Source organism: Mycobacterium celatum (assembly GCF_002101595.1).
GTDB classification, from domain to species: domain Bacteria; phylum Actinomycetota; class Actinomycetes; order Mycobacteriales; family Mycobacteriaceae; genus Mycobacterium; species Mycobacterium celatum.
On record NZ_LQOM01000028.1, the window covers coordinates 95,273 to 114,901 of the forward strand.

At 68.8% G+C, this 19,629-nt stretch carries 18 protein-coding genes and 1 pseudogene; 7 read left to right on the forward strand and 12 right to left on the reverse strand.

Annotation, left to right across the window (positions count from 1 at the left end; genetic code table 11):
* Positions 1 to 202: 202 nt before the first annotated feature.
* The 4 genes from pimB to AWB95_RS12035 all read right to left on the reverse strand — a co-directional run bounded on the left by pimB (position 203) and on the right by AWB95_RS12035 (position 3,631).
* Positions 203 to 1,333, reverse strand: coding sequence for a GDP-mannose-dependent alpha-(1-6)-phosphatidylinositol monomannoside mannosyltransferase (gene pimB / locus AWB95_RS12020; protein ID WP_085168265.1), 1,131 nt, complete (start codon positions 1,331 to 1,333; stop codon positions 203 to 205).
* A 9-nt stretch (positions 1,334 to 1,342) separates the two neighbouring features.
* Positions 1,343 to 2,122 (reverse strand): hypothetical protein, encoded by a 780-nt coding sequence (locus tag AWB95_RS12025; protein WP_085168266.1) that lies wholly within the window; start codon positions 2,120 to 2,122, stop codon positions 1,343 to 1,345.
* Positions 2,123 to 2,135: 13 nt separating this feature from the next.
* Positions 2,136 to 3,269, reverse strand: a complete 1,134-nt coding sequence (ripC, locus tag AWB95_RS12030) for a peptidoglycan hydrolase RipC (RefSeq protein WP_085168267.1) — start codon at positions 3,267 to 3,269, stop codon at positions 2,136 to 2,138.
* A gap of 122 nt (positions 3,270 to 3,391) precedes the next feature.
* Positions 3,392 to 3,631: a hypothetical protein gene (locus tag AWB95_RS12035; protein WP_062541811.1), complete on the reverse strand. Its 240-nt coding sequence runs from the start codon at positions 3,629 to 3,631 to the stop codon at positions 3,392 to 3,394.
* A 104-nt stretch (positions 3,632 to 3,735) separates the two neighbouring features.
* Here AWB95_RS12035 and AWB95_RS12040 point away from each other — a divergent pair.
* Positions 3,736 to 5,520 (forward strand): annotated as a pseudogene (locus AWB95_RS12040) (DEDD exonuclease domain-containing protein); the annotation flags it as partial.
* Here the strand turns inward: AWB95_RS12040 and trpD are convergent.
* Complete coding sequence (gene trpD, locus AWB95_RS23760; RefSeq protein ID WP_238600872.1) at positions 5,458 to 6,456, reverse strand: anthranilate phosphoribosyltransferase; 999 nt, start codon at positions 6,454 to 6,456, stop codon at positions 5,458 to 5,460. The pseudogene AWB95_RS12040 and the gene trpD overlap by 63 nt on opposite strands.
* 186 nt (positions 6,457 to 6,642) lie before the next feature.
* Here trpD and ctaE point away from each other — a divergent pair, with 186 nt between their 5' ends.
* From ctaE to qcrB, 4 genes are read left to right on the forward strand one after another with little or no spacing between them, the layout of a single operon-like run.
* Positions 6,643 to 7,254, forward strand: coding sequence for an aa3-type cytochrome oxidase subunit III (gene ctaE / locus AWB95_RS12050; RefSeq protein ID WP_062539962.1), 612 nt, complete (start codon positions 6,643 to 6,645; stop codon positions 7,252 to 7,254).
* A complete protein-coding gene (qcrC, locus tag AWB95_RS12055; protein WP_062539961.1) occupies positions 7,251 to 8,096 on the forward strand; it encodes a cytochrome bc1 complex diheme cytochrome c subunit in 846 nt (281 codons plus the stop codon). Before ctaE ends, qcrC begins: the two co-directional genes overlap by 4 nt.
* Positions 8,090 to 9,289: a cytochrome bc1 complex Rieske iron-sulfur subunit gene (gene qcrA, locus AWB95_RS12060; RefSeq protein ID WP_346223238.1), complete on the forward strand. Its 1,200-nt coding sequence runs from the start codon at positions 8,090 to 8,092 to the stop codon at positions 9,287 to 9,289. The genes qcrC and qcrA overlap by 7 nt, the downstream gene beginning before the upstream one ends.
* Positions 9,286 to 10,926 (forward strand): cytochrome bc1 complex cytochrome b subunit, encoded by a 1,641-nt coding sequence (gene qcrB, locus AWB95_RS12065; protein WP_062539959.1) that lies wholly within the window; start codon positions 9,286 to 9,288, stop codon positions 10,924 to 10,926. Before qcrA ends, qcrB begins: the two co-directional genes overlap by 4 nt.
* A 91-nt stretch (positions 10,927 to 11,017) precedes the next feature.
* Here the strand turns inward: qcrB and AWB95_RS12070 are convergent, their stop codons facing one another.
* The 4 genes from AWB95_RS12070 to ctaC form a co-directional block, all read right to left on the reverse strand.
* Positions 11,018 to 11,650 carry a DUF2561 family protein gene (locus AWB95_RS12070; RefSeq protein WP_085168270.1) on the reverse strand — a complete coding sequence of 211 codons (633 nt, stop codon included), beginning with the start codon at positions 11,648 to 11,650 and terminating at the stop codon, positions 11,018 to 11,020.
* On the reverse strand, positions 11,650 to 12,411 hold the full coding sequence (locus tag AWB95_RS12075; protein ID WP_085168271.1) for an MmpS family transport accessory protein: 762 nt from the start codon (positions 12,409 to 12,411) through the stop codon (positions 11,650 to 11,652). The genes AWB95_RS12070 and AWB95_RS12075 overlap by 1 nt, the downstream gene beginning before the upstream one ends.
* Positions 12,412 to 12,603: 192 nt before the next feature.
* Positions 12,604 to 13,023, reverse strand: coding sequence for a cytochrome c oxidase subunit 4 (locus tag AWB95_RS12080; RefSeq protein ID WP_085168272.1), 420 nt, complete (start codon positions 13,021 to 13,023; stop codon positions 12,604 to 12,606).
* Positions 13,024 to 13,041: 18 nt separating this feature from the next.
* Positions 13,042 to 14,094: an aa3-type cytochrome oxidase subunit II gene (gene ctaC, locus AWB95_RS12085; RefSeq protein ID WP_062541565.1), complete on the reverse strand. Its 1,053-nt coding sequence runs from the start codon at positions 14,092 to 14,094 to the stop codon at positions 13,042 to 13,044.
* A 152-nt stretch (positions 14,095 to 14,246) separates the two neighbouring features.
* Between ctaC and asnB the strand changes: the two genes are divergently transcribed.
* The gene (gene asnB / locus AWB95_RS12090) at positions 14,247 to 16,166 is read left to right on the forward strand and encodes an asparagine synthase (glutamine-hydrolyzing) (protein WP_062541564.1); all 1,920 of its coding nucleotides are present in this window, start codon (positions 14,247 to 14,249) and stop codon (positions 16,164 to 16,166) included.
* 56 nt (positions 16,167 to 16,222) lie between these two features.
* Here the strand turns inward: asnB and AWB95_RS12095 are convergent, their stop codons facing one another.
* Positions 16,223 to 17,200, reverse strand: a complete 978-nt coding sequence (locus AWB95_RS12095) for a carbohydrate kinase family protein (protein WP_062541566.1) — start codon at positions 17,198 to 17,200, stop codon at positions 16,223 to 16,225.
* Between the two features lie 121 nt (positions 17,201 to 17,321).
* Here AWB95_RS12095 and AWB95_RS12100 point away from each other — a divergent pair, with 121 nt between their 5' ends.
* Entirely contained in the window at positions 17,322 to 18,005 is a 684-nt protein-coding gene (locus AWB95_RS12100; RefSeq protein ID WP_062541563.1) for an Rv0361 family membrane protein, read from the forward strand.
* Positions 18,006 to 18,049: 44 nt separating this feature from the next.
* Here AWB95_RS12100 and AWB95_RS12105 read toward each other — a convergent pair whose 3' ends face one another.
* Positions 18,050 to 18,406 carry an iron-sulfur cluster assembly accessory protein gene (locus AWB95_RS12105; RefSeq protein WP_085168273.1) on the reverse strand — a complete coding sequence of 119 codons (357 nt, stop codon included), beginning with the start codon at positions 18,404 to 18,406 and terminating at the stop codon, positions 18,050 to 18,052.
* Positions 18,407 to 18,456: 50 nt separating this feature from the next.
* Positions 18,457 to 19,533, reverse strand: coding sequence for a glycerate kinase family protein (locus AWB95_RS12110; RefSeq protein WP_085168297.1), 1,077 nt, complete (start codon positions 19,531 to 19,533; stop codon positions 18,457 to 18,459).
* Positions 19,534 to 19,629: the final 96 nt, after the last annotated feature.

Here is a 19,629-nt window from a genome sequence, read left to right on the forward strand (position 1 = left end):
AATTAACTAAGAGACTGGTACTCGCGCTCATAGCAGCAACCGGGAAACACCCGCAGGTGGAAGGCTCCAGCGTCATTCTTTTGCACGGCCACACACGACCAAGCCCCTACGACGTCGACACCGCAACTCACGCGCCAATTCTCATCCACCGCGAGCGGGCGCACCAGCGCCAATCACCCTCTTTTGCGTCTACTCGCCATCACTACAGCAGCTCGGCCAGCCGCGCGGCCAGCGTGTCCCACCGCCAATGCGCCGTCACCCAGGCCCGGCCCGCGGCGCCCATCGCTGCGGCGCGGTCGGGGTCGGCCAGCAACTCGGTGACGGCGTCGGCGACCTGCTGCTCCGAACGACCATCGACCACGAGGCCAGTTTCGTTGTGCCGCACGGTTTCCGGTGCCCCGCCCGAGCATCCGGCGATCACCGGCACGCCGGTGGCCGACGCCTCCAGGAACACGATGCCCAGCCCCTCGACGTCCAGCCCGGCGCCGCGGGTGCGGCACGGCATCGCGAACACGTCGGCCATCGCGTGGTGGGCGGGCAGTTCGGCGGCCGGCACCCCGCCGGTGAACGTCACGTGTTCGCCGACCCCGCAGCGCTGGGCCAGCTGCCGTAACGACGTCAGATACGGACCGCCGCCGGCGATCACCAGCGCGGCGCCGTCCACCCGCCGCCGGATCGCCGGCAGCGCGCGGATCAACATGTCCTGACCCTTGCGCGGCACCAGCCGCGACAGGCACACCACCGTGGGCCGCTGCCCCAGCCGGTAGCGGGCGCGCAGTTCGGCGCGGCTGGCCGCGTCGGGCCGGAACCGCTCGGTGTCCACGCCGGGCGGCAGGTACTCCAGCGCGGCCGCGGGACCGAAGGCCGACGCGAACCGCGCCCGGGTGTAGCGGCTGACGAAGGTGACGACGTCGGTGTCCTCGCCGATGCGACGCAGCACCGACCGCGCCACCGGCAGCATCGACCAGCCCACTTCATGGCCATGGGTGCTGGCCAGCACGCGGCTCGCCCCCGCCCGGCGGGCGCGCCGGGCCAGCAGCGCCAGCGGCGCGGCCGCACCGAACCAGACGGTGTCGATACCGTGCTCGGCGATCAACCGGCGCATCCGCGCGTCCACGGCGGGCCCCGGCAGCATCAGCGTGCCGGGGTGACGCACCACCTGGTAACCGGCCGCCCGGGCGTCGAACGTGTCGGCACCCTTCCATTGCGGTGCATACACCGTCACCGCGTGCGACCCGGTAGCGGCCACCCGGGTGACCAGCTCCTCCAGGTAGGACTGAATCCCGCCGGGTCGTGGGGGAAAGTCGTTGGTAACCAGCAGGACCCGGGACATCGGGATAGGCTAGCCGGTCGGTGAAAGCCAGCGCCGCCAGCGGGCAACCAGACCCGCCGGGTCGGCGCCGAGCACGTCGTGCACGGCGGTGGGCAAGTCGGCGTGCCCGGGCCCGCACGCGGCCACATAGAAGGCACGCAATGTCGCCGCGCCGTAGCTGCCGGCGACGAAATGCGCGAACGACCACGCCCGGTCATAGGCCAGCGAACGCGCCGGCCCCGGGGTGTCCAGGTCGGCGTCCGACGGCAGGGCCGTCGGCAGTGCGGGGGCTGCCGCGGTCGGTGGGCGTGCCACGAAGTCGGCCACGCCCTCGGTCAGCCAGCGAGGCGCGTCCAGTGCGGTGTCGGCCCGTGCCGCGTAATGGAAAAGCTCGTGGCGCAACACGATTCGTAGCGCCGAATCGCTCATGGCGGCCGCGCCGGGGGCGAACACGATGCGCTGACCGACCGCGACCCGGCCGGGATCCACCCGATCGGCGACGGCCACTGCCGCGATGTCCGCCCACTGCGACGAGGGCCCGCCGCCGGCCTGTGCCTCGAACTGGTGCTGCGAGCCGGTGGCCACCACCACGATCTCGCGCGGCCAATCCATCCCCCAGAACGCCTGCACCGCATCGACGGCCGACGGAATCTCCGCCGAGACGCGGTCCAGCAGAGGTCCGGCGCCCGAACCGCCGAGGTTGACCACCCGAACGGTGCGCCCGGCCGCGACTTCCTGCGGCGGGGCCGACGGACGGGCCAACACCGCCGCAGCGAGGATCAGCTCCGCGACAAGCGCGCACGCCAGCAGCAGGCGGCGGAACTCAGTAACGGCGAGCGTTGTAAATCGGGCCGGACGAGGTCATCGGCACCACCCGCACCGGCTGACCGTAGGTGGAGGAATGGACCATCAGCCCGTCGCCGACGTAGATGCCAGCGTGTGACGCGTCGGAGTAGAACGTCAGTACGTCACCGGGCTGCAGGTCCGACAGCGCGACCGGCTGCCCGCCATGCGCGAGCGCCTGGCTTGAGTGCGGCAGCGGGATGCCGGCCTGCTGGAACGCCCACATCACCAGCCCGGAGCAGTCGAAACCGCCGGGCGAGGCACCGCCCCAGGCATAGGGCTGGCCGACCTGCGTCAGGGCCGCCTGCACCGCGATGGCGCCCTGGCCGCTACCGCCCGCGCCGCCCGGCAATGCGTCCGGCGCGGAACCCTCCGGCCCGCCGCCAGGGTGTAGCGCTTCGGGTGCGGGAGCGGCCGCGGCCAGCGTGGCGGCCGGCGGCGGCACCGGCCCGGGGTCGGCCAGCGCCGTGCGCTGTCCCGGGGTGAGCGACTGGTATTGCGACTTGACGACGGCGATCTGCAGCTGCAACTTGCTCTGCTTGGCCTGCAGACCGGCACGCACGGCCGCCGCTTGCTCGGCAGCGGTCTTGGCGTCGGCGGCCGATTTCGCCGATACCTGCTCGGCTTTGGCGGCCTGCTCGCCGGCGGCCCGGTAGCTGGCCATCTGTGCGGACATCTCACTGGCGATCACGCGCTGCACGGCCAGCTTGCCGATCAGGTTCTGCGGCGATTCGGCGGTCAGGATCGCGTCCATGCCGTCGGTGCGGCCGCCCATGTACATGGCCGCAGCAAATTTGTTGACGGAGGACTGGAAGGTTGCCAACCGCGACTTCGTAGCTTCCACGGCGGCTTGGTCGTCGGTGTGCTTCTTCTCGGCGGCACGCAGCGCAGCCAGCTTCTCGTTGAGTTCGAGCTGGGCGCTGTGCATGGCCTCGGTGGTCTGCTCGGCCTGGCGGGACAGCTCGTTGAGCTTTGCCACGGCGTCTTGAGCCGGGTCGGCCAGCACAGTGACGGCGGTGATGCCCGAGAAAGCGACGAAGCCCGCTATGACGGCGACAGCAAACCTCTTGAGGGTGCGTTCAGTCCAGCCTCCATCGCGTAGCCCCGACCCCAAGATTTCGTGTCCTTACCCGTCGACAAAACCGTCACATCTGCTTTAGGTCTCAGACAGGTTACGAAACGGTATAGGCAATGTCCAACAGCAGAACATTAAGAAATCAGCAAGACTTCTGGCCGTCAGGCCACCCCGGGCCGGTGGCGGTGAATCGGCACCAGCCGCAGCCTCGGCGCCATCCCCGCATCGGCGAGCACCTCGAGCGCGGCACGCTCGTCGTCCAGCAAAGTTTCCGGTACCCCGAGTAGCACGCTGACGACGCAGTCGCGGCACCCCGGCCCGCGCACCGCGCAGTCGTCGCAGTCGATGGTCACCGGTCCGGTCGGCCCGCCCGGGTCATCTGGCCTGGTCGTTTGCGCCATCTGGCTGGTCCTTTCGGTCGCATGGCTGATCCGACCGCAGGCTAACCGCCGCCACCGACAAGTCTTCGGGCTCGATGTCGGTGCGGTTGCCTAACGTCTCGCCCATGGGTGTGCCCGCCCCCGAGCAGCTGAGCTTCGCCGAGGTGGAGCGGGCCGCCGACCAGCCGCTGCGGGAGACCACGTTCGTGGTCGTCGACCTGGAAACCACCGGCGGTGCCGCCACCGACGCCATCACCGAGATCGGCGCGGTCAAGGTCCGCGGCGGCGAGGTGCTGGGCGAGTTCGCCACACTGGTCGATCCGCAGCGCGACATCCCGCCGCAGATCGTGCGGCTCACCGGCATCACCACCGCGATGGTGTGCGACGCCCCGACCATCGGCGCGGTGCTGCCGGCCTTCCTCGAGTTCTCCCGCGGGGCGGTGCTGGTGGCCCACAACGCCCGCTTCGACGTCGGGTTCCTGCGGGCCGCAGCCGAGCGGTGCGGAATCCCGTGGTCCCGCCCCCAGGTGCTGTGCACGGTCCGGCTGGCCCGTCGTGTGCTCACCCGCGAGGAAGCCCCCAGCGTGCGGCTGGCCGCGCTGGCGCGACTGTTCGCCGTGGCCAACCAGCCAACCCACCGGGCCCTCGACGACGCCCGCGCCACCGTCGAGGTGTTGCACGCGCTGATCGAGCGGGTGGGCAACCAGGGTGTCCACACCTACACCGACCTGCGCTCGTATCTGCCCGGCGTGACGGACGCCCAGCGCCGCAAACGGGTGCTGGCCGAGCGGCTGCCGCACCGGCCGGGCGTCTACCTGTTCCGCGGGCCGGCCGGTGAGGTGCTGTACGTCGGCACTGCAATCGACTTGCGGCGCCGGGTATTTCAGTACTTCAACGGCGCCGACCCGCGAGGCAGGACCAAGGAGATGGTCGCGCTGGCCGAGAGCATCGACCACATCGAATGCGCGCACGCCCTGGAAGCCGGCGTGCGCGAACTGCGGATGCTGGCCGCGCACGCCCCGCCGTACAACCGGCGGTCCCGGTTCCCGCACCGCTGGTGGTGGATTGTGTTGAGCCACGAGGCATTTCCGAGATTCTCGGTGGTACGCGCCCCACGCCACGAGCAGGCGATCGGCCCGTTCCGTTCCCGCGCCGAAGCCGTCGACACCGCCGCCCTGTTGGCCCGGTTCACCGGGGTGCGCACCTGCACCACCCGGCTGGCGCGCTCGGCGCTGCACGGCCCCGCCTGCCCGGTCCGCGAAGTGTCGCCGTGTCCCGCCGGCCGCGACATCACCGCCCGGCAGTACGCCCCGACGGTCGAGCGCGCCGCGGAGTTGATCGACGGGAGCGACAACGCGGCGCTGGCCGCCGCCGTCGAGCAGATCACCGCGCTGGCCGAGCGGCACCGCTACGAGACCGCGGCCCGGCTGCGGGACCACACCATGACCGCCGTCGAGGTGCTCTGGCGCGGCCAGCGCCTGCGGGCGCTGGCCGCGCTGCCAGAGCTGGTGGCCGCCGCGCCCGACGGGCGCGGCGGCTGGCAGCTCGCTGTCGTCCGCTACGGGCAGCTCGCCGCGGCCGGCGGCGCCGACCGCGGGGTGCCGCCGATGCCGGTCGTCGACGCCCTGCGGGCCGGCGGGCAGGTGGTGCTGCCCCGCCCCGCCCCGCTGGGCGGGGCGCTGATCGAGGAGACGGCGCTGATCGCGCGCTGGCTGGACGGCCCCGGTGTGCGCATCGTCAGCGTCGACGGCGATGCCGGCTGGGCCTCGCCGCTGCGTTCGGCGGGCCGCTGGGCGGCGTGGGCGGCGGCGGCCCGCTCGGCGCGGGCCGCCGCCCTGCAGACCGAGTCAGAGCTGCTGGCCGAACCGCACCCATCGCGCGAGGAGCTGTTCGGCCGCACCGGAATCGATCGCCTCGGTGGCGCGGCGCAGTCCGTCCTCCCACGCCGGCAGCCACTCGGCGCGGCTGGATAGCCCGGCATGTGCCACGATCGCGCCGGCGGCGTTGAGCACGACGGCGTCGCGCACGGGGCCCTTGGCGCCGGACAACACGGCCCGCGCCTCGGCGGCGTTGGCCGCTGCGTCGCCGCCCAGCAGGTCGTCGAGATCGGCACGCGCGAACCCGAACCCGGCGGGATCGAACGTCAGCTTGTCGACCGTGCCGGCCTGCACGCGCCAGATCGTGCTGGTGGTCGTGGTGGTCAGCTCGTCCAGCCCGTCGTCGCCGTGCACCACCAGCACGCTGGAGCGCCGCGCCGCGAACACCGTCGCCATCACCTCGGCGAGGTCGGCGAATGCGCAGCCGATCAGCCCGGCCCGCGGCTGGCCCGGATTGGTCAGTGGCCCAAGCAGATTGAACACCGTCGGCACACCGAGTTCGCGCCGCACCGCCGACGCGTGCCGGTACGACGGATGGAAGGCCGGAGCAAAGCAGAACCCGATCCCGAGCTCGGCGACGCTGCGGGCGACCTCGTCGGGTCCCAGGTCGATGCGGACCCCGAGCGCCTCGAGGGTGTCGGCGCCTCCGGCCAGCGACGAGGCCGCCCGGTTGCCGTGCTTGACCACCGGCACACCGGCGGCCGCGACCACGATCGCGGCCATCGTCGACAGGTTGACAGTGGACACGCCGTCGCCGCCGGTGCCGACCACGTCGACGGTGTCGGCGGTGGGCAGCCGGTGCGCGTGCTGCAGCATCACCTCGGCGAGCTCGCCGACCTCCGCGGCGGTGGGAACCTTCATCGTCAACGCGACCGCGAACGCAGCGACCTGCGACGGCGCCGCGGCGCCGGTCATGATCTGCTCCATCGCCCAGGCGGCCTGCCCGCGGGCCAGGTTTCGGCCCGCCATCAGGCCCGCCAGCACCCGCGGCCAGGAGGACTCGAGAGCAGACTCCGCCACGCGCCGATCGTCCCACAGGGCGATCGCAAGCGCGGCGCAGCCGGGTCGCCCTGCAAGAGCCACGGCGAATCGGCGACTCGCCAATTGCCGCCCCCGGGTGGAGTTCGACAACTACAAAGCGTCATACTTGCGGATGTGACGAGTGCTGTAGGGACCTCGGGTACTGCCATCACGTCGCGCGTGCATTCGCTGAACCGACCAAACATGGTCAGTGTCGGCACCATTGTGTGGCTTTCCAGCGAGCTCATGTTCTTTGCTGGCTTGTTCGCAATGTACTTCACGGCGCGCGCCCAGGCCGGTGGCGACTGGCCGCCCGAGCCGACGCACCTCAACCTGTATCAGGCCGTCCCGGTCACGCTGGTGCTGATCGCGTCGTCGTTCACCTGTCAGATGGGCGTGTTCGCCGCCGAGAAAGGCGACGTATTCGGCCTGCGCCGTTGGTATGTCGTCACGTTCCTGATGGGGTTGTTCTTCGTGCTCGGGCAGGGCTACGAGTACTACCACCTGACCGGGCACGGCACCACGATCCCGGGCAGTGCCTACGGCAGCGTGTTCTACCTGGCCACCGGCTTCCACGGGCTGCACGTCATCGGCGGCTTGATCGCCTTTATCTTTTTGCTGGCCCGCACCACGATGAGCAAGTTCACTCCCGCACAAGCGACCGCGTCGATCGTCGTCTCCTATTACTGGCACTTCGTCGACATCGTCTGGATCGCGCTGTTCGCCACGATCTATTTCGTCCGATGACCGCTAAGAACAGGAGTGCTCGGTTGAAGACTTCTGCGTCACCACGCGCGAAACGTCGGCTGCGCCGCCGGCTCTCCGCCGGACTGCTGCTGTTGGTGGCGCTGGCCGCTGCCGGCGGGCTGGCCGCGGTGTTGACGCCGACGCCGCAGAAGGCGGTCGCCGACGAGTCGTCGTCGGCGTTGCTGCGCACCGGCAAGCAGCTGTTCGAGACCTCGTGCGTCACCTGTCACGGCGCCAACCTGCAGGGCGTGCCCGACCGCGGCCCGAGCCTGATCGGCGTCGGCGAGGCCGCCGTGTATTTCCAGGTCTCCACCGGACGGATGCCCGCCGTGCGCGGTGAAGCGCAGGCGGCCCGCAAGGACCCGATTTTCGACGCAGGGCAGATCGACGCGCTCGGCGCCTACGTGCAGGCCAACGGCGGCGGCCCGACCGTGGTGCGTAACCCGGACGGCAGCATCGCCCAAAAGTCGCTGCGCGGAGACGATCTGGGCCGCGGCGGGGACCTGTTCCGGCTCAACTGCGCGTCCTGCCACAACTTCACCGGCAAGGGCGGCGCGCTGTCGTCGGGCAAGTACGCGCCCGACCTGGAGCCGGCGACCGAACAGCAGATCCTCACCGCGATGCTGACCGGGCCGCAGAACATGCCGAAGTTCTCTGACCGTCAGCTGTCCTTCGAGGCCAAGAAGGACATCATCGCCTACGTGAAAACCGTCAGCGAAGAGCGGCAGCCGGGCGGCTATGGCCTGGGTGGCTTCGGACCGGCTCCCGAGGGCATGGCGATGTGGATCATCGGGATGGTTGCCGTCATCGGCGCAGCACTGTGGATTGGGGCGCGATCGTGACTAACGCGAAGGGCACCGACACACCGGGTCAGAAAGGCGTGCCGGGCGAGCCCAGCGCGGCGGAACTGAACGCGATGTCGCGTGAGGAGCTCGTCGAGCTCGGCGGCCGGCTCGACGGTGTGGAAACCGTATACAAGGAATCGCGCTGGCCGGTCGCCGACACCAGGGCCGAGAAGCGCGCCAACCGCCAAGTGGCCCGCTGGTTGTTGCTGGGCGGCTTTTTCGGGTTGGCGCTGCTGCTGGTCTTCCTGTTCTGGCCGTGGGAATACAAGCCGAAGGAAGCCGAGGGCAGCTTCCTGTACACGCTGGCCACCCCGCTCTACGGCCTCACGTTCGGATTGTCCATCCTGTCGATCGCCGTCGGCGCGGTGCTGTTCCAGAAAAAGTTCATCCCCGAAGAAATTTCGATCCAGGAACGCCACGACGGCGACTCGCCGGAGATCCACCGCAAGACGGTGGTCGCCAACTTGACCGACGCCTTCGAGGGCTCGACGTTGCGGCGCCGCAAGCTGATCGGGGCGTCGCTGGGCATCGGCCTGGGCGCGTTCGGCCTCGGCACCCTGGTGGCCTTCGCCGGCGGTCTGATCAAGAACCCGTGGAAACCGGTGGTGCAGACCGCCGAGGGCAAGAAGGCCGTGCTGTGGACGTCGGGCTGGACGCCGCGCTATCACGGCGAAACCATCTATCTGGCCCGCGCCACCGGCGAGCACCTTGGCGCGCCGTTCGTCCGGATGCGCCCCGAAGACATCGACGCGGGCGGCATGGAAACCGTCTTCCCGTGGCGCGAATCCGACGGGGACGGCATCAGTCACGAGTCGCGGGAGCGGTTGCGCGAAATCATGATGGGTGTGCGCAACCCGGTGATGCTGATTCGCATCAAACCGGGCGACATGCCCCGGGTGGTCAAGCGCAAGGGCCAGGAAAGCTTCAACTTCGGCGAGTTCTTCGCCTTCACCAAGGTCTGCTCGCACTTGGGTTGTCCCTCATCGCTTTACGAGCAGCAGTCCTACCGGATCCTTTGCCCGTGTCACCAGTCGCAGTTCGACGCACTGCATTACGCCAAACCGATCTTCGGGCCGGCGGCACGAGCGCTGGCGCAGCTGCCAATCACCATTGACAGCGACGGATATCTGGTCGCCAACGGCGACTTCATCGAGCCTGTCGGACCGGCATTTTGGGAGCGCACCTCATGAGTCCGAAAATTGATGTTGGCAATCTGCTGGCCCGCCAGGCGCAGGACATCGACACCCGGTATCACCCGGCTGCCGCGGTGCGGCGCCAGCTCAACAAGGTCTTTCCGACGCACTGGTCGTTCCTGCTCGGCGAGATCGCCTTGTACAGCTTCATCGTTCTGCTGATCACCGGCGTGTACTTGACGCTGTTCTTCGACCCGTCGATGACCGAGGTCACCTACAACGGCGTCTATCAACCGCTGCGCGGTGTGGAAATGTCGCGCGCCTACGAGTCCGCGCTCAACATCTCCTTCGAGATTCGCGGCGGGCTGTTCGTCCGCCAGATCCACCACTGGGCCGCATTGATGTTCGCCGCCGCGATCATGGTGCACCTGGCGCGCATCTTCTTCACCGGCGCGTTCCGCCGGCCGCGCGAAGCCAACTGGGTCATCGGCTCGCTGCTGCTGATCCTGGCCATGTTCGAGGGCTACTTCGGCTACTCGCTGCCCGACGACCTGCTCTCGGGTATCGGGCTGCGGGCGGCGCTGTCGTCAATCACGTTGGGAATGCCGGTGATCGGGACGTGGTTGCACTGGGCGCTGATGGGCGGTGACTTCCCCGGCAATATCCTCATTCCCCGGCTGTACGCGCTGCACATCCTGCTGATCCCGGGTGTCATCCTGGCGCTGATCGGCGTACACCTGGCGCTGGTGTGGTTCCAGAAGCACACCCAGTTCCCCGGGCCGGGTCGCACTGAGCGCAATGTTGTCGGCGTGCGGGTGATGCCGGTGTTCGCGGTCAAATCCGGCGCCTTCTTCGCGCTGACCACCGCCATCCTCGGCCTGATGGGCGGCCTGCTGCAGATCAACCCGATCTGGAACCTGGGTCCCTACAAGCCGTCTCAGGTTTCCGCGGGTTCTCAGCCGGACTTCTACATGATGTGGACCGAGGGCCTGGCCCGCATCTGGCCGGCGTGGGAGTTCTACTTCTGGCATCACACGATCCCCGGCGCGGTCGGCGTCGCGCTGATCATGGGCCTGGTTTTCGTGTTGCTGACCATCTATCCGTTCCTGGAGAAGCGCCTCACCGGCGACTACGCGCACCACAACCTGCTGCAGCGGCCGCGTGACGTTCCGGTGCGCACCTCGATCGGCGCAATGGCGATTGCCTTCTACATGGTGCTGACGCTGAGTGCGATGAACGACATCATCGCGTGGAAGTTCCACATCTCGCTGAACGCGACGACGTGGATCGGCCGCATCTCGGCGGTGGTGCTGCCGCCGCTGATCTACTTCGTCACCTACCGGTGGTGCATCGGGTTGCAGCGCAGCGACCGCGCGGTGCTCGAGCACGGGATAGAAACCGGGATCATCAAGCGGCTGCCGCACGGTGCCTACATCGAACTGCATCAGCCGCTCGGGCCGGTCGACGACCACGGTCACCCGATTCCGCTGGAATACCAAGGGGCTCCGGTGCCCAACAAGATGAACAAGCTCGGCTCGGCCGGCTCGCCCGGCTCCGGCAGCTTGCTGTTCGCCGACCCGCCGTCGGAGGACGCGGCACTTCGGGAGGCGGCACACGCCGGCGAGCAGCGCGCTCTCACCGCGCTGCGGGAGCACCAGGACGGCTCCAACGGTTCGGTCAACGGCGAACACTGAACCAGCCGTCCGGGCCCCCATCTGCTGCGCGGCCGGCCCGACACAGTTGGATTGTCACGAATAGCGCGGTGGCCGTGAGGCTTTCGCGCGGCTAGTGCTGCGAGAGCGTGCGCCGCAGCCGCCGCACATGTTGCCACGGGATCACCGGCATGGTGACCGTCACAACCCCGGCGATCACGTACGCGCTCCAGGCGGCCCCCTGATGTCCGACGGCCATCAGGTAGGTCGCCGTCGCGACCGCGATCAGCGCCACCCCCATCGCGGCCATCAGCGCCACGCTGCCACGCAGCCAGATTCGCTCCACTGCCGCGTCCGGCAACCGCAGCGTGGTCAACCGCTCGGTGCGGGCCTGCTGGATCGCGTTGCGTGCCGGCGGGTGGCCTGGCCGTACCTGCTGGCCGTCCGCGCTGCGCGCCGGCACCACCACCGACCGCGCGGCGGCCTCGGGCCGCGTGGTGCGGCGGGCCCGCAGCAGCACCGGGATGGCCGCCAGGATGACCAGCGCCGAAACGACGATGATGACGTAGAGCACGGCCGACGAATGCGGGTTGCCGGTGCTCTCGTGGAAGCCGCGGCCCAAGTCGGCCAGTGCGACGACGGCGGCCACGCTCACGCCGACGAGCACCAGCCAGATCGCGGCGCAGACGCCGATCAGGATGCGGTCGCCGGTGGTCGGCGACATCGTGGACCAGCCGCGCGGGCCGGTGGAATATCTGTCGGCCATCAGCAGCTCGTCTGCGGCGCGTTGTTTTCGTTCGACGACAAGACTTGGCCGTCGCTGGTGGTGATCGAGCAGTTCAACCTGCTGACCCGGAACAGGCTGGATGCCTCCACCGATCCCACTTCCGACTGCGAGATCGGCGTGACCGTGATCGACCACGGGATGTAGACGTTGTGCTGGGTACGTCGCCGACCGGAGGCGTCGACGTAGGTCACCGAGATGATGTCGCCTGGCGCTTTGGTGCCGGTCACCGAGTAGGTGACCTGCCGCGGGCCGGCCGGCGTGGTCGTGGTCGGCGGCGGTGGCGCGGCGGACGAGGTCGCCGGCGGTGGCGCCGTGGTGACGATGATCTCGTCCTGCATCGGTGGCGTGGACGTGGGAGCGGTTTCGGGGGTGGCCAGTTTGTTGGTGTCGGTGCGGGCGAACAACAACGACACCGACACCACCAGAGCGATCGCCGCCACGATGGCGGCGATGCCCACCACCCACGGCCAACGAGGCGGGGCGGCTTCCTCCTCGGCCGGCTCGTCGTAGCTGTCGTAGTCGTAGAGGTCGAGATCGACCGGCACATACGGACCGCTGGTGAAGTGCTCGGACTCGGGGGCCGAGTAGGCCCGCGAATAGATTTCGGTCTCGCTGGTCTGGACGCTGTCGTCGGCGTGGTTCCCGTCGTAGGCTTCTTCGTCGAAATCGTGGTCTTCGCTGGGCTCGACGCCGGGTTCCAGTTCCTCCGATTCCGGTCCTGGGGGATTCGGCCCGCTCATGTTTGCCTGTCCTGTCCGACTACATCACCAGCGCACGCAGCGTCGCGGCTGCATGGCCGAGTGCGCACTGCGATAATCCTCATTGTGCCTCGCAAACCCTACCCAACCGGCACAGGCACGGCATTCCCGGCGACCTGGTCACGGATCAACTGATGCCCCGATTGTGACCTTGCCAGTGACTGGTGGGCGCGGTCAGTGCTTCTCGGGACCGAGGTAGTACTCGAAGACCAGCCCGGCCGCCGAGCTCAGGATGAACACGACGCCGGCGACAATCAGCCAGGGCAACCACAGCGCGATGCCGACGGCGGCCACCGAGCCTGCCAGCGCCACCAGCACCGGCCACCAGCTGTGGGGGCTAAAGAAACCCAACTCCCCTGCGCCGTCGCTGATCTCGGCGCCCTCGTAGTCCTCCGGGCGGGTGTCGAGCCGGCGGGCCACAAACCGGAAGAATGTGGCGACGATCAGCGCCATCCCGCCGGTCAACACCAGCGCGGTGGTGCCGGCCCATTCCCCCCCGCCGGTCGCGAACAGTTGAGTGAGCACGCCGTAGAGCACCGCGGTCACGACAAAGAATGCGGCCACGAATTCGAACAGCCTGGCTTCGATATGCATCGCTGGTTCCTGGCTTTCCTACTTACTCGCTTGGGGTGACCGCTCACCGCGGCGGGTTTCGAACGGGTGGGTGGTCTGGGCCAGCGGGGGCTGGTTGATCGCCTGCAGCGCTTGGGCGTTTGTCTTTCCCGCGATCCGCTGCTGCAGGTAGGCCTTGAAGTCGTTGGGCTGCACCACCCGAACCTCGAAGTTCATCATCGAGTGGTAGGTGCCGCACATCTCGGCGCAGCGGCCGACGAATGCCCCGGTCTTGGTGATCTCTGCGACCTGGTAGCGGTTCACCGAGTGGTTGGCCTCGGGGTCGGGCATCACGTCGCGCTTGAACAGGAACTCCGGCACCCAGAACGCGTGCACCACGTCGGCGGAGGCCAGTTGGAACTCGATCCGCTTGCCCGCCGGCAGCACCAAGACCGGAATTTCGGTGCTGGTGCCCACCGTTTCGACTTTGTCGAAGTTCAGGTAGGTGCGGTCCGAGGTGTTGCGTCCGCGCACCGGGCCGACGAGTTCCTCCCCGTGCTTGTCCTTGCCTTCGGGCTTGGAGACCATCGCCGCCTTGCGCGCCGGGTCGGCACCGTCGTATTTGAGGGTTCCGTCCTTGAAATCGACCTTCTGGTAGCCGAATTTCCAGTTCCACTGGAACGAGGTGACGTCGACGACGACCTCGGGGTCGGACGCCAGGTGCAGCATCCGCTCCTGCACCACGACGGTGAAGTAGAACAGCACCGAGATGATCAGGAACGGTGTCACGGTGAGCACCAGCTCCAGCGGCATGTTGTAGCCGAATTGCCGGGGCAGTTCGGTGTCGGTGGCCTTCTTGCGGTGAAACGCCGCCGCCCAGAAGATCAGCCCCCACACGATGACCCCGACCACCAGCGAGGCGATCACCGCGCCGAGCCACAGCTCGCGGTTGCTCTCGGCCTCGTGGGTGATGCCGTTCGGCCAGCCCAGGCCAAGCACCTGCTGCCAGCTGCAGCCGCTGAGGGTGACCGCCAGCAGGCCCAGAGCGCCGGCCAGCAACGGCAGACGGAACCGACGGGAGCCTGCAGAACGGCCTGCCCCGCGAGGTGTCACCTTGGCGCCTCCTGTATCCCGAGCTGGGCCGACGACCTCGGCCGCTCCCTGCAGCAGTCGAATACTACGCAGCGTAGACCACGGGGCCTAGCGCAGCCGCGCAGACTCCCCCTCCGACCGTTTGCCGGGTCTTGACGGCATACTGGGGGCCGATGTGCGGACTGCTGGCTTTCGTGGGTGCGGCCGCCCACGACGCCGCCAGCGCCGTGGCCGACGCGTCGCACCTGATGCGCCACCGGGGCCCCGACGAGCCGGGCACCTGGGCCGACGACACCGTTGTGTTCGGGTTCAACCGGCTCTCGATCATCGACATCGCGCACTCGCACCAGCCGCTGCGATGGGGGCCGCCGGAATCCCCCGACCGCTACGTGCTGGTGTTCAACGGCGAGATCTACAACTACCTGGAGCTGCGCGCGGAACTCGCCGCCGACTACGGCGCGGTCTTCGCCACCGACGGCGACGGCGAGGCCATCATCGCCGCCTACCACCACTGGGGCACCGACGCGCTGACCCGACTGCGAGGCATGTTCGCGTTCGCGCTGTGGGACGCGGTTGCAGGTGAATTGTTTTGCGCCCGTGACCCTTTCGGCATCAAGCCGCTGTTCGTGGCAGCCGGGACCGCCGGCACCGCGGTGGCCAGCGAGAAGAAATGCCTGCTGGAGCTGGCCGAGGTGATCGGGTTCGACACCCGCATCGACGAGCAGGCGGTGCAGCACTACACCGTGCTTCAGTATGTGCCGGAGCCGGAGACCTTGCACCGCGGCGTACGGCGACTGGAATCCGGCTGTTACCTGAGGGTTCGACCCGGAGCCGCGCCCGAGACCACGCGCTACTTCGTGCCCCGGTTCGCGGTCGCGCCGATCACCCGCGGCACCGAGCAGGCCCGCTACGACGAGATCACCGCGGTGCTGGAGGACTCGGTGGCCAAGCACATGCGCGCCGACGTCACCGTCGGCGCGTTCCTGTCCGGTGGCATCGATTCCACCGCGATCGCGGCGCTGGCCATCCGGCACAATCCCCGGCTTATCACCTTTACGACGGGCTTCGAGCGCGAAGGGTTCTCCGAGATCGATGTGGCCGTCGCCTCGGCGGAGGCGATCGGCGCCCGGCACGTCGCCAAGGTGGTCAGCCCCGACGAGTTCGTCGCCGCACTGCCCGAGATCGTCTGGTATCTCGACGAACCCGTGGCCGACCCGGCGCTGGTGCCGCTGTTCTTCGTGGCTCGTGAGGCCCGCAAGCACGTCAAGGTGGTGCTGTCCGGCGAGGGCGCCGACGAGCTGTTCGGTGGCTACACGATTTACCGGGAGCCGTTGTCGCTCAAGCCTTTCGACTACCTGCCCGCCCCGCTGCGCCGTGGGGTGGGCAAGGTGTCCAAACCGTTGCCGGACGGCATGCGCGGCAAGAGCCTGCTGCACCGCGGATCGCTGACCCTCGAGGAGCGCTACTACGGCAATGCCCGCAGCTTCTCCGACGACCAATTGCGCGACGTGCTGCCCGGGTTTCGCCCGGAGTGGACACACACCGATGTCACGGCGCCGGTGTACGCACAATCGGCGGGCTGGGATCCGGTGGCCCGCATGCAGCACATCGACCTGTTCACCTGGCTGCGCGGCGACATCCTGGTCAAGGCCGACAAGATGACGATGGCCAACTCCCTAGAGCTGCGGGTGCCTTTCCTGGACCCGGAGGTGTTCGCGGTGGCCTCCCGACTTCCGGTGCAGGCCAAAATCACTCGCAGGACAACCAAGTACGCGCTGCGCCGCGCGCTGGAGTCCATCGTCCCGGCGCATGTGCTCAACCGGCCCAAGCTGGGCTTCCCGGTGCCGATCCGGCATTGGCTACGCGCCGGTGAACTGCTGGAGTGGGCGTGCGCGATGACGGATTCCTCGCAGGCCGGCCACCTGGTGGACATCGCCGCAGTGCGCCGAATGCTCGACGAACATCGTTGCGGCGCAACGGATCACAGCCGCCGCTTGTGGACGGTGTTGATCTTCATGCTGTGGCACGCGATCTTCGTCGAGCATTCCGTGGTGCCGCAGATCGCCGAACCGCACTACCCGGTGCAGTTGTAGCCGTTCACTGCGTCCACCAGGCGCCCTACTCGCACTTTTGCCTGGTGTGCGCAGAATCAACGCGAAAGTGCGGCGGCGATCTCCTGCGCCGCTTCGTCGCCGTAGGCACCGGCCAGCCGGGTCACCGCAGCCTCGCGGTCCCAGTCCCATTCCTGCGTGCCGGTCGACTCGAGCACCAGCACCGCCACCAGAGAACCGAGCTGCGCGGAGCGCTCCAAGCCCAACCCGGCGCTGCGCCCGGTCAGGAAGCCGGCCCGGAACGCGTCGCCCACGCCCGTGGGGTCGACCTGGCTGGTCTCCGGCACCACCCCGACGTGGATGGTGGTGCCGTCGCGGTCGACGATGTCGACGCCCTTGGCGCCCAGCGTGGTCACCCGCAGCCCGACCTGCGCCATCACGTCGGCCTCGGTCCAGCCGGTCTTGGACAAAAGAAGGTCCCACTCGTAGTCGTTGGTGAACAGGTAGGTGGCGCCGTCGATGAGCCGGCGGATCTCCTCACCCGAGAGCCGGGCCAGCTGCTGGGACGGGTCGGCGGCGAAGGCCAGACCGAGTTTGCGGCACTCCTCGGTGTGCAAGAACATGGCCTCCGGGTCGTTGGCCCCGACGATCACCAGCTCCGGCGTGCCGATCGCCGACACCACGTCGGCCAGCGAGATGTCGCGGGCCTGCGACATGGCGCCCGGGTAGAACGACGCGATCTGGGCCATTTCCAGGTCGGTGGTGCAGACGAACCGCGCGGTGTGCGCCGTGTCCGAGATCAGCACGTTGTCGCAGTTCACACCGTGGGCTTGCAGCCAATCGCGGTAGTCACCGAAGTCGTCGCCCGCGGCGCCGACCAGCGCCACGTCGCCGCCGAGCACGCCGATGGCGTAGGCCATGTTTCCGGCGACTCCCCCGCGATGGATCACCAGGTCGTCGACGAGGAAGCTCAACGAAACTTTCTGCAGGTGGTCGGCGAGCAGTTGTTCGGAAAACCGGCCCGGGAACCGCATCAGATGGTCAGTTGCAATCGAACCGGTCACCGCGATCGTCACGAAAAATCCACCCTTCATTCGTAAGCTCGTCTAGCTAAGCTTACGCGCGGCGGCGGTCGCGCTTGCGCTAGCCTGCCTAGAGCAGCGTCGCCGGAGTCAACCAGCGTAGGAGAAGCCCCGAATGCCCGGTCCGTACTCGCCGAACCATGGGGTCGGCGCCGACGGACCGCCGTTCACCGACCCGCACCCGAGCCAGCCCATCCCCAACCCCCAGGCGTACCCGCCGCCGTCGGAGACGGATCCGGGACAACCAACCGAAGCCGCGCCGCCGTCGGCCGCCTACCCGGGGCTGTTGCCGCCGCCGGTGCCCTACCGCAAGCGGAAGCGCAAGCGACTGGTCATCGGCGCGCTGGTGGCCCTGCTGGTGATCGCCGGGATGACGACTGCGATCGTCTACGGCGCGCGTCAGGGCGGATCCGGCTCGGGCGCAACGTTTTCGGAGCCGACGGCCAAGGCGGCAATTCAGGGCTATCTGAACGCGTTGCAACACCGCGATACCGAGGCGATTGCGCGCAACACGCTGTGCGGCATCTACGACGCGGTGCGGGACCGCCGATCCGACCAGGCGCTGGCCAAACTGTCCAGCGACACATTTCGCAAGCAGTTCTCCAGCGCGCAGGTGACTTCGATCGACAAGATCGTGTACTGGTCGAACTATCAGGCGCAGGTGTTGTTCACCATGAGGGTGACCCCCGCCAGCGGGGGTCGGCCGCGCGACAACGTGCAGGGCATCGCGCAATTGCTGTTCCAGCACAACCAGGTGCTGGTGTGCTCCTACGTGCTACGCACAGCGGGCACGTACTGAGTTCTCGCGCGGCGACCCGCTTCGCCGCGCTTGCGATCGCTAGCTCAGTTGAACGAGTCGCCGCAGGCGCAGGACCCGGTGGCGTTCGGGTTGTCGATCGTGAAGCCCTGCTTCTCGATGGTGTCGACGAAGTCGATCGAGGCGCCTTGCACGTACGGCGCGCTCATCCGGTCGACGGTCAGGGTCACGCCGCCGAATTCCGCGGTCAGGTCACCGTCGAGGGAGCGGTCGTCGAAGAACAGGTTGTAGCGCAATCCGGCGCAGCCGCCGGGCTGAACCGCGATACGCAGCGCCAGGTCGTCGCGGCCCTCCTGGTCCAGCAGCGACTTCGCCTTGGCTGCCGCGGCGTCGGTCAGAATCACGCCGTGGGTCTTGGTGGCTGACTCGTCCTGAACGCTCATTGCTTCTCCCTAGATGTCAATGCGTCCCCTGGGCGCTGAAGCCCACTGCCTCAACGGTACCTTGTCGGCTCGCTATTCCCGAGTTGCGCGGCCGCCGCAGTGGCCAGGCCCATGAGCTGGTTGACCGCATCGACCAGGGCCAGGCGCACCGAACCGGCATAGTCGGCGATCGCGTAGGCCGCCAAAATGCCCGCCGACCGCTGCGCGGAGTCGTCGAGGCAGACCTGGCCGGCCAGCACCAGCACCGGAAGTTGACGTGCCCGCGCGGCGGCCGCCAGCGACCCCACCACCTTGCCGTGCAGGGACTGCTCGTCCAACTGCCCCTCGCCGGTGACGATGAGATCGGCGGCAGCGATGTCGTCGGCCAGGCCGGTGTGCTCGGCGATGATCGCCGCCCCTGATGCGCACCGCGCGCCCAACGCGAGCAGCGCCGCGCCGATCCCGCCCGCGGCTCCGGCGCCCTGCTCGGCACTCACCTCACGTCCGGCGGCCGCGTCCAGCTCGGCGGCCCACGTGACCAGCCGCTGCTCCAGCTCGGCGACGGCGCGTGCGTCGGCGCCCTTCTGCGGCCCGAACACCCGGGCGGCGCCCCACGGCCCCAGCAGCGGGTATTCGACGTCGGAGGCGGCGACGAGCTCGACCCCGGCCAGCCGGCGGCGGGCCACGTCGAGTCCGCCGAGCTCGTCGACCAGGCCGCGGCCACCGTCGGTGCTGGCGCTGCCGCCCAGGCCGACCACAATGCGCGTCGCACCGGCGTCCAGCGCAGCGGCAATGAGCTGGCCGACGCCGCGGCTGTGGGCGGCCAGCGCGGTCTGCGGGGTCGGCGGCCCACCGAGCAGGGCCAGACCGCAGGCTTCCGCGCACCCCAGGTATGCCGTTGCCGAGGCGGGGTCGTACACCCACTCGGCGTCCACCTCGCCGTCCAGCGGACCCGACACCCGCAGCCTGCGGATCTCCCCCAGCCGGTCCGCCAGCACCGTGACGAACCCCGGGCCGCCGTCCGACTGCGGCGCGATGGTGATTTGATCACCGGGACGGGCCCTGTTCCAGCCCGCGGCGATAGCTGCGGCGGCCTGCACGGCGGTCAGGCTGTCGCCGTAGGAATCGGGGGCGATCAGGACGCGCAGGGCGGAGTGCTCAGCCCCCGAGCCGCTCATTCCAGAGAATGTAGCGGCGGACCCGCAAAGGCGCATCACAACGCGGAACGCCTGCGAAGTAACCTG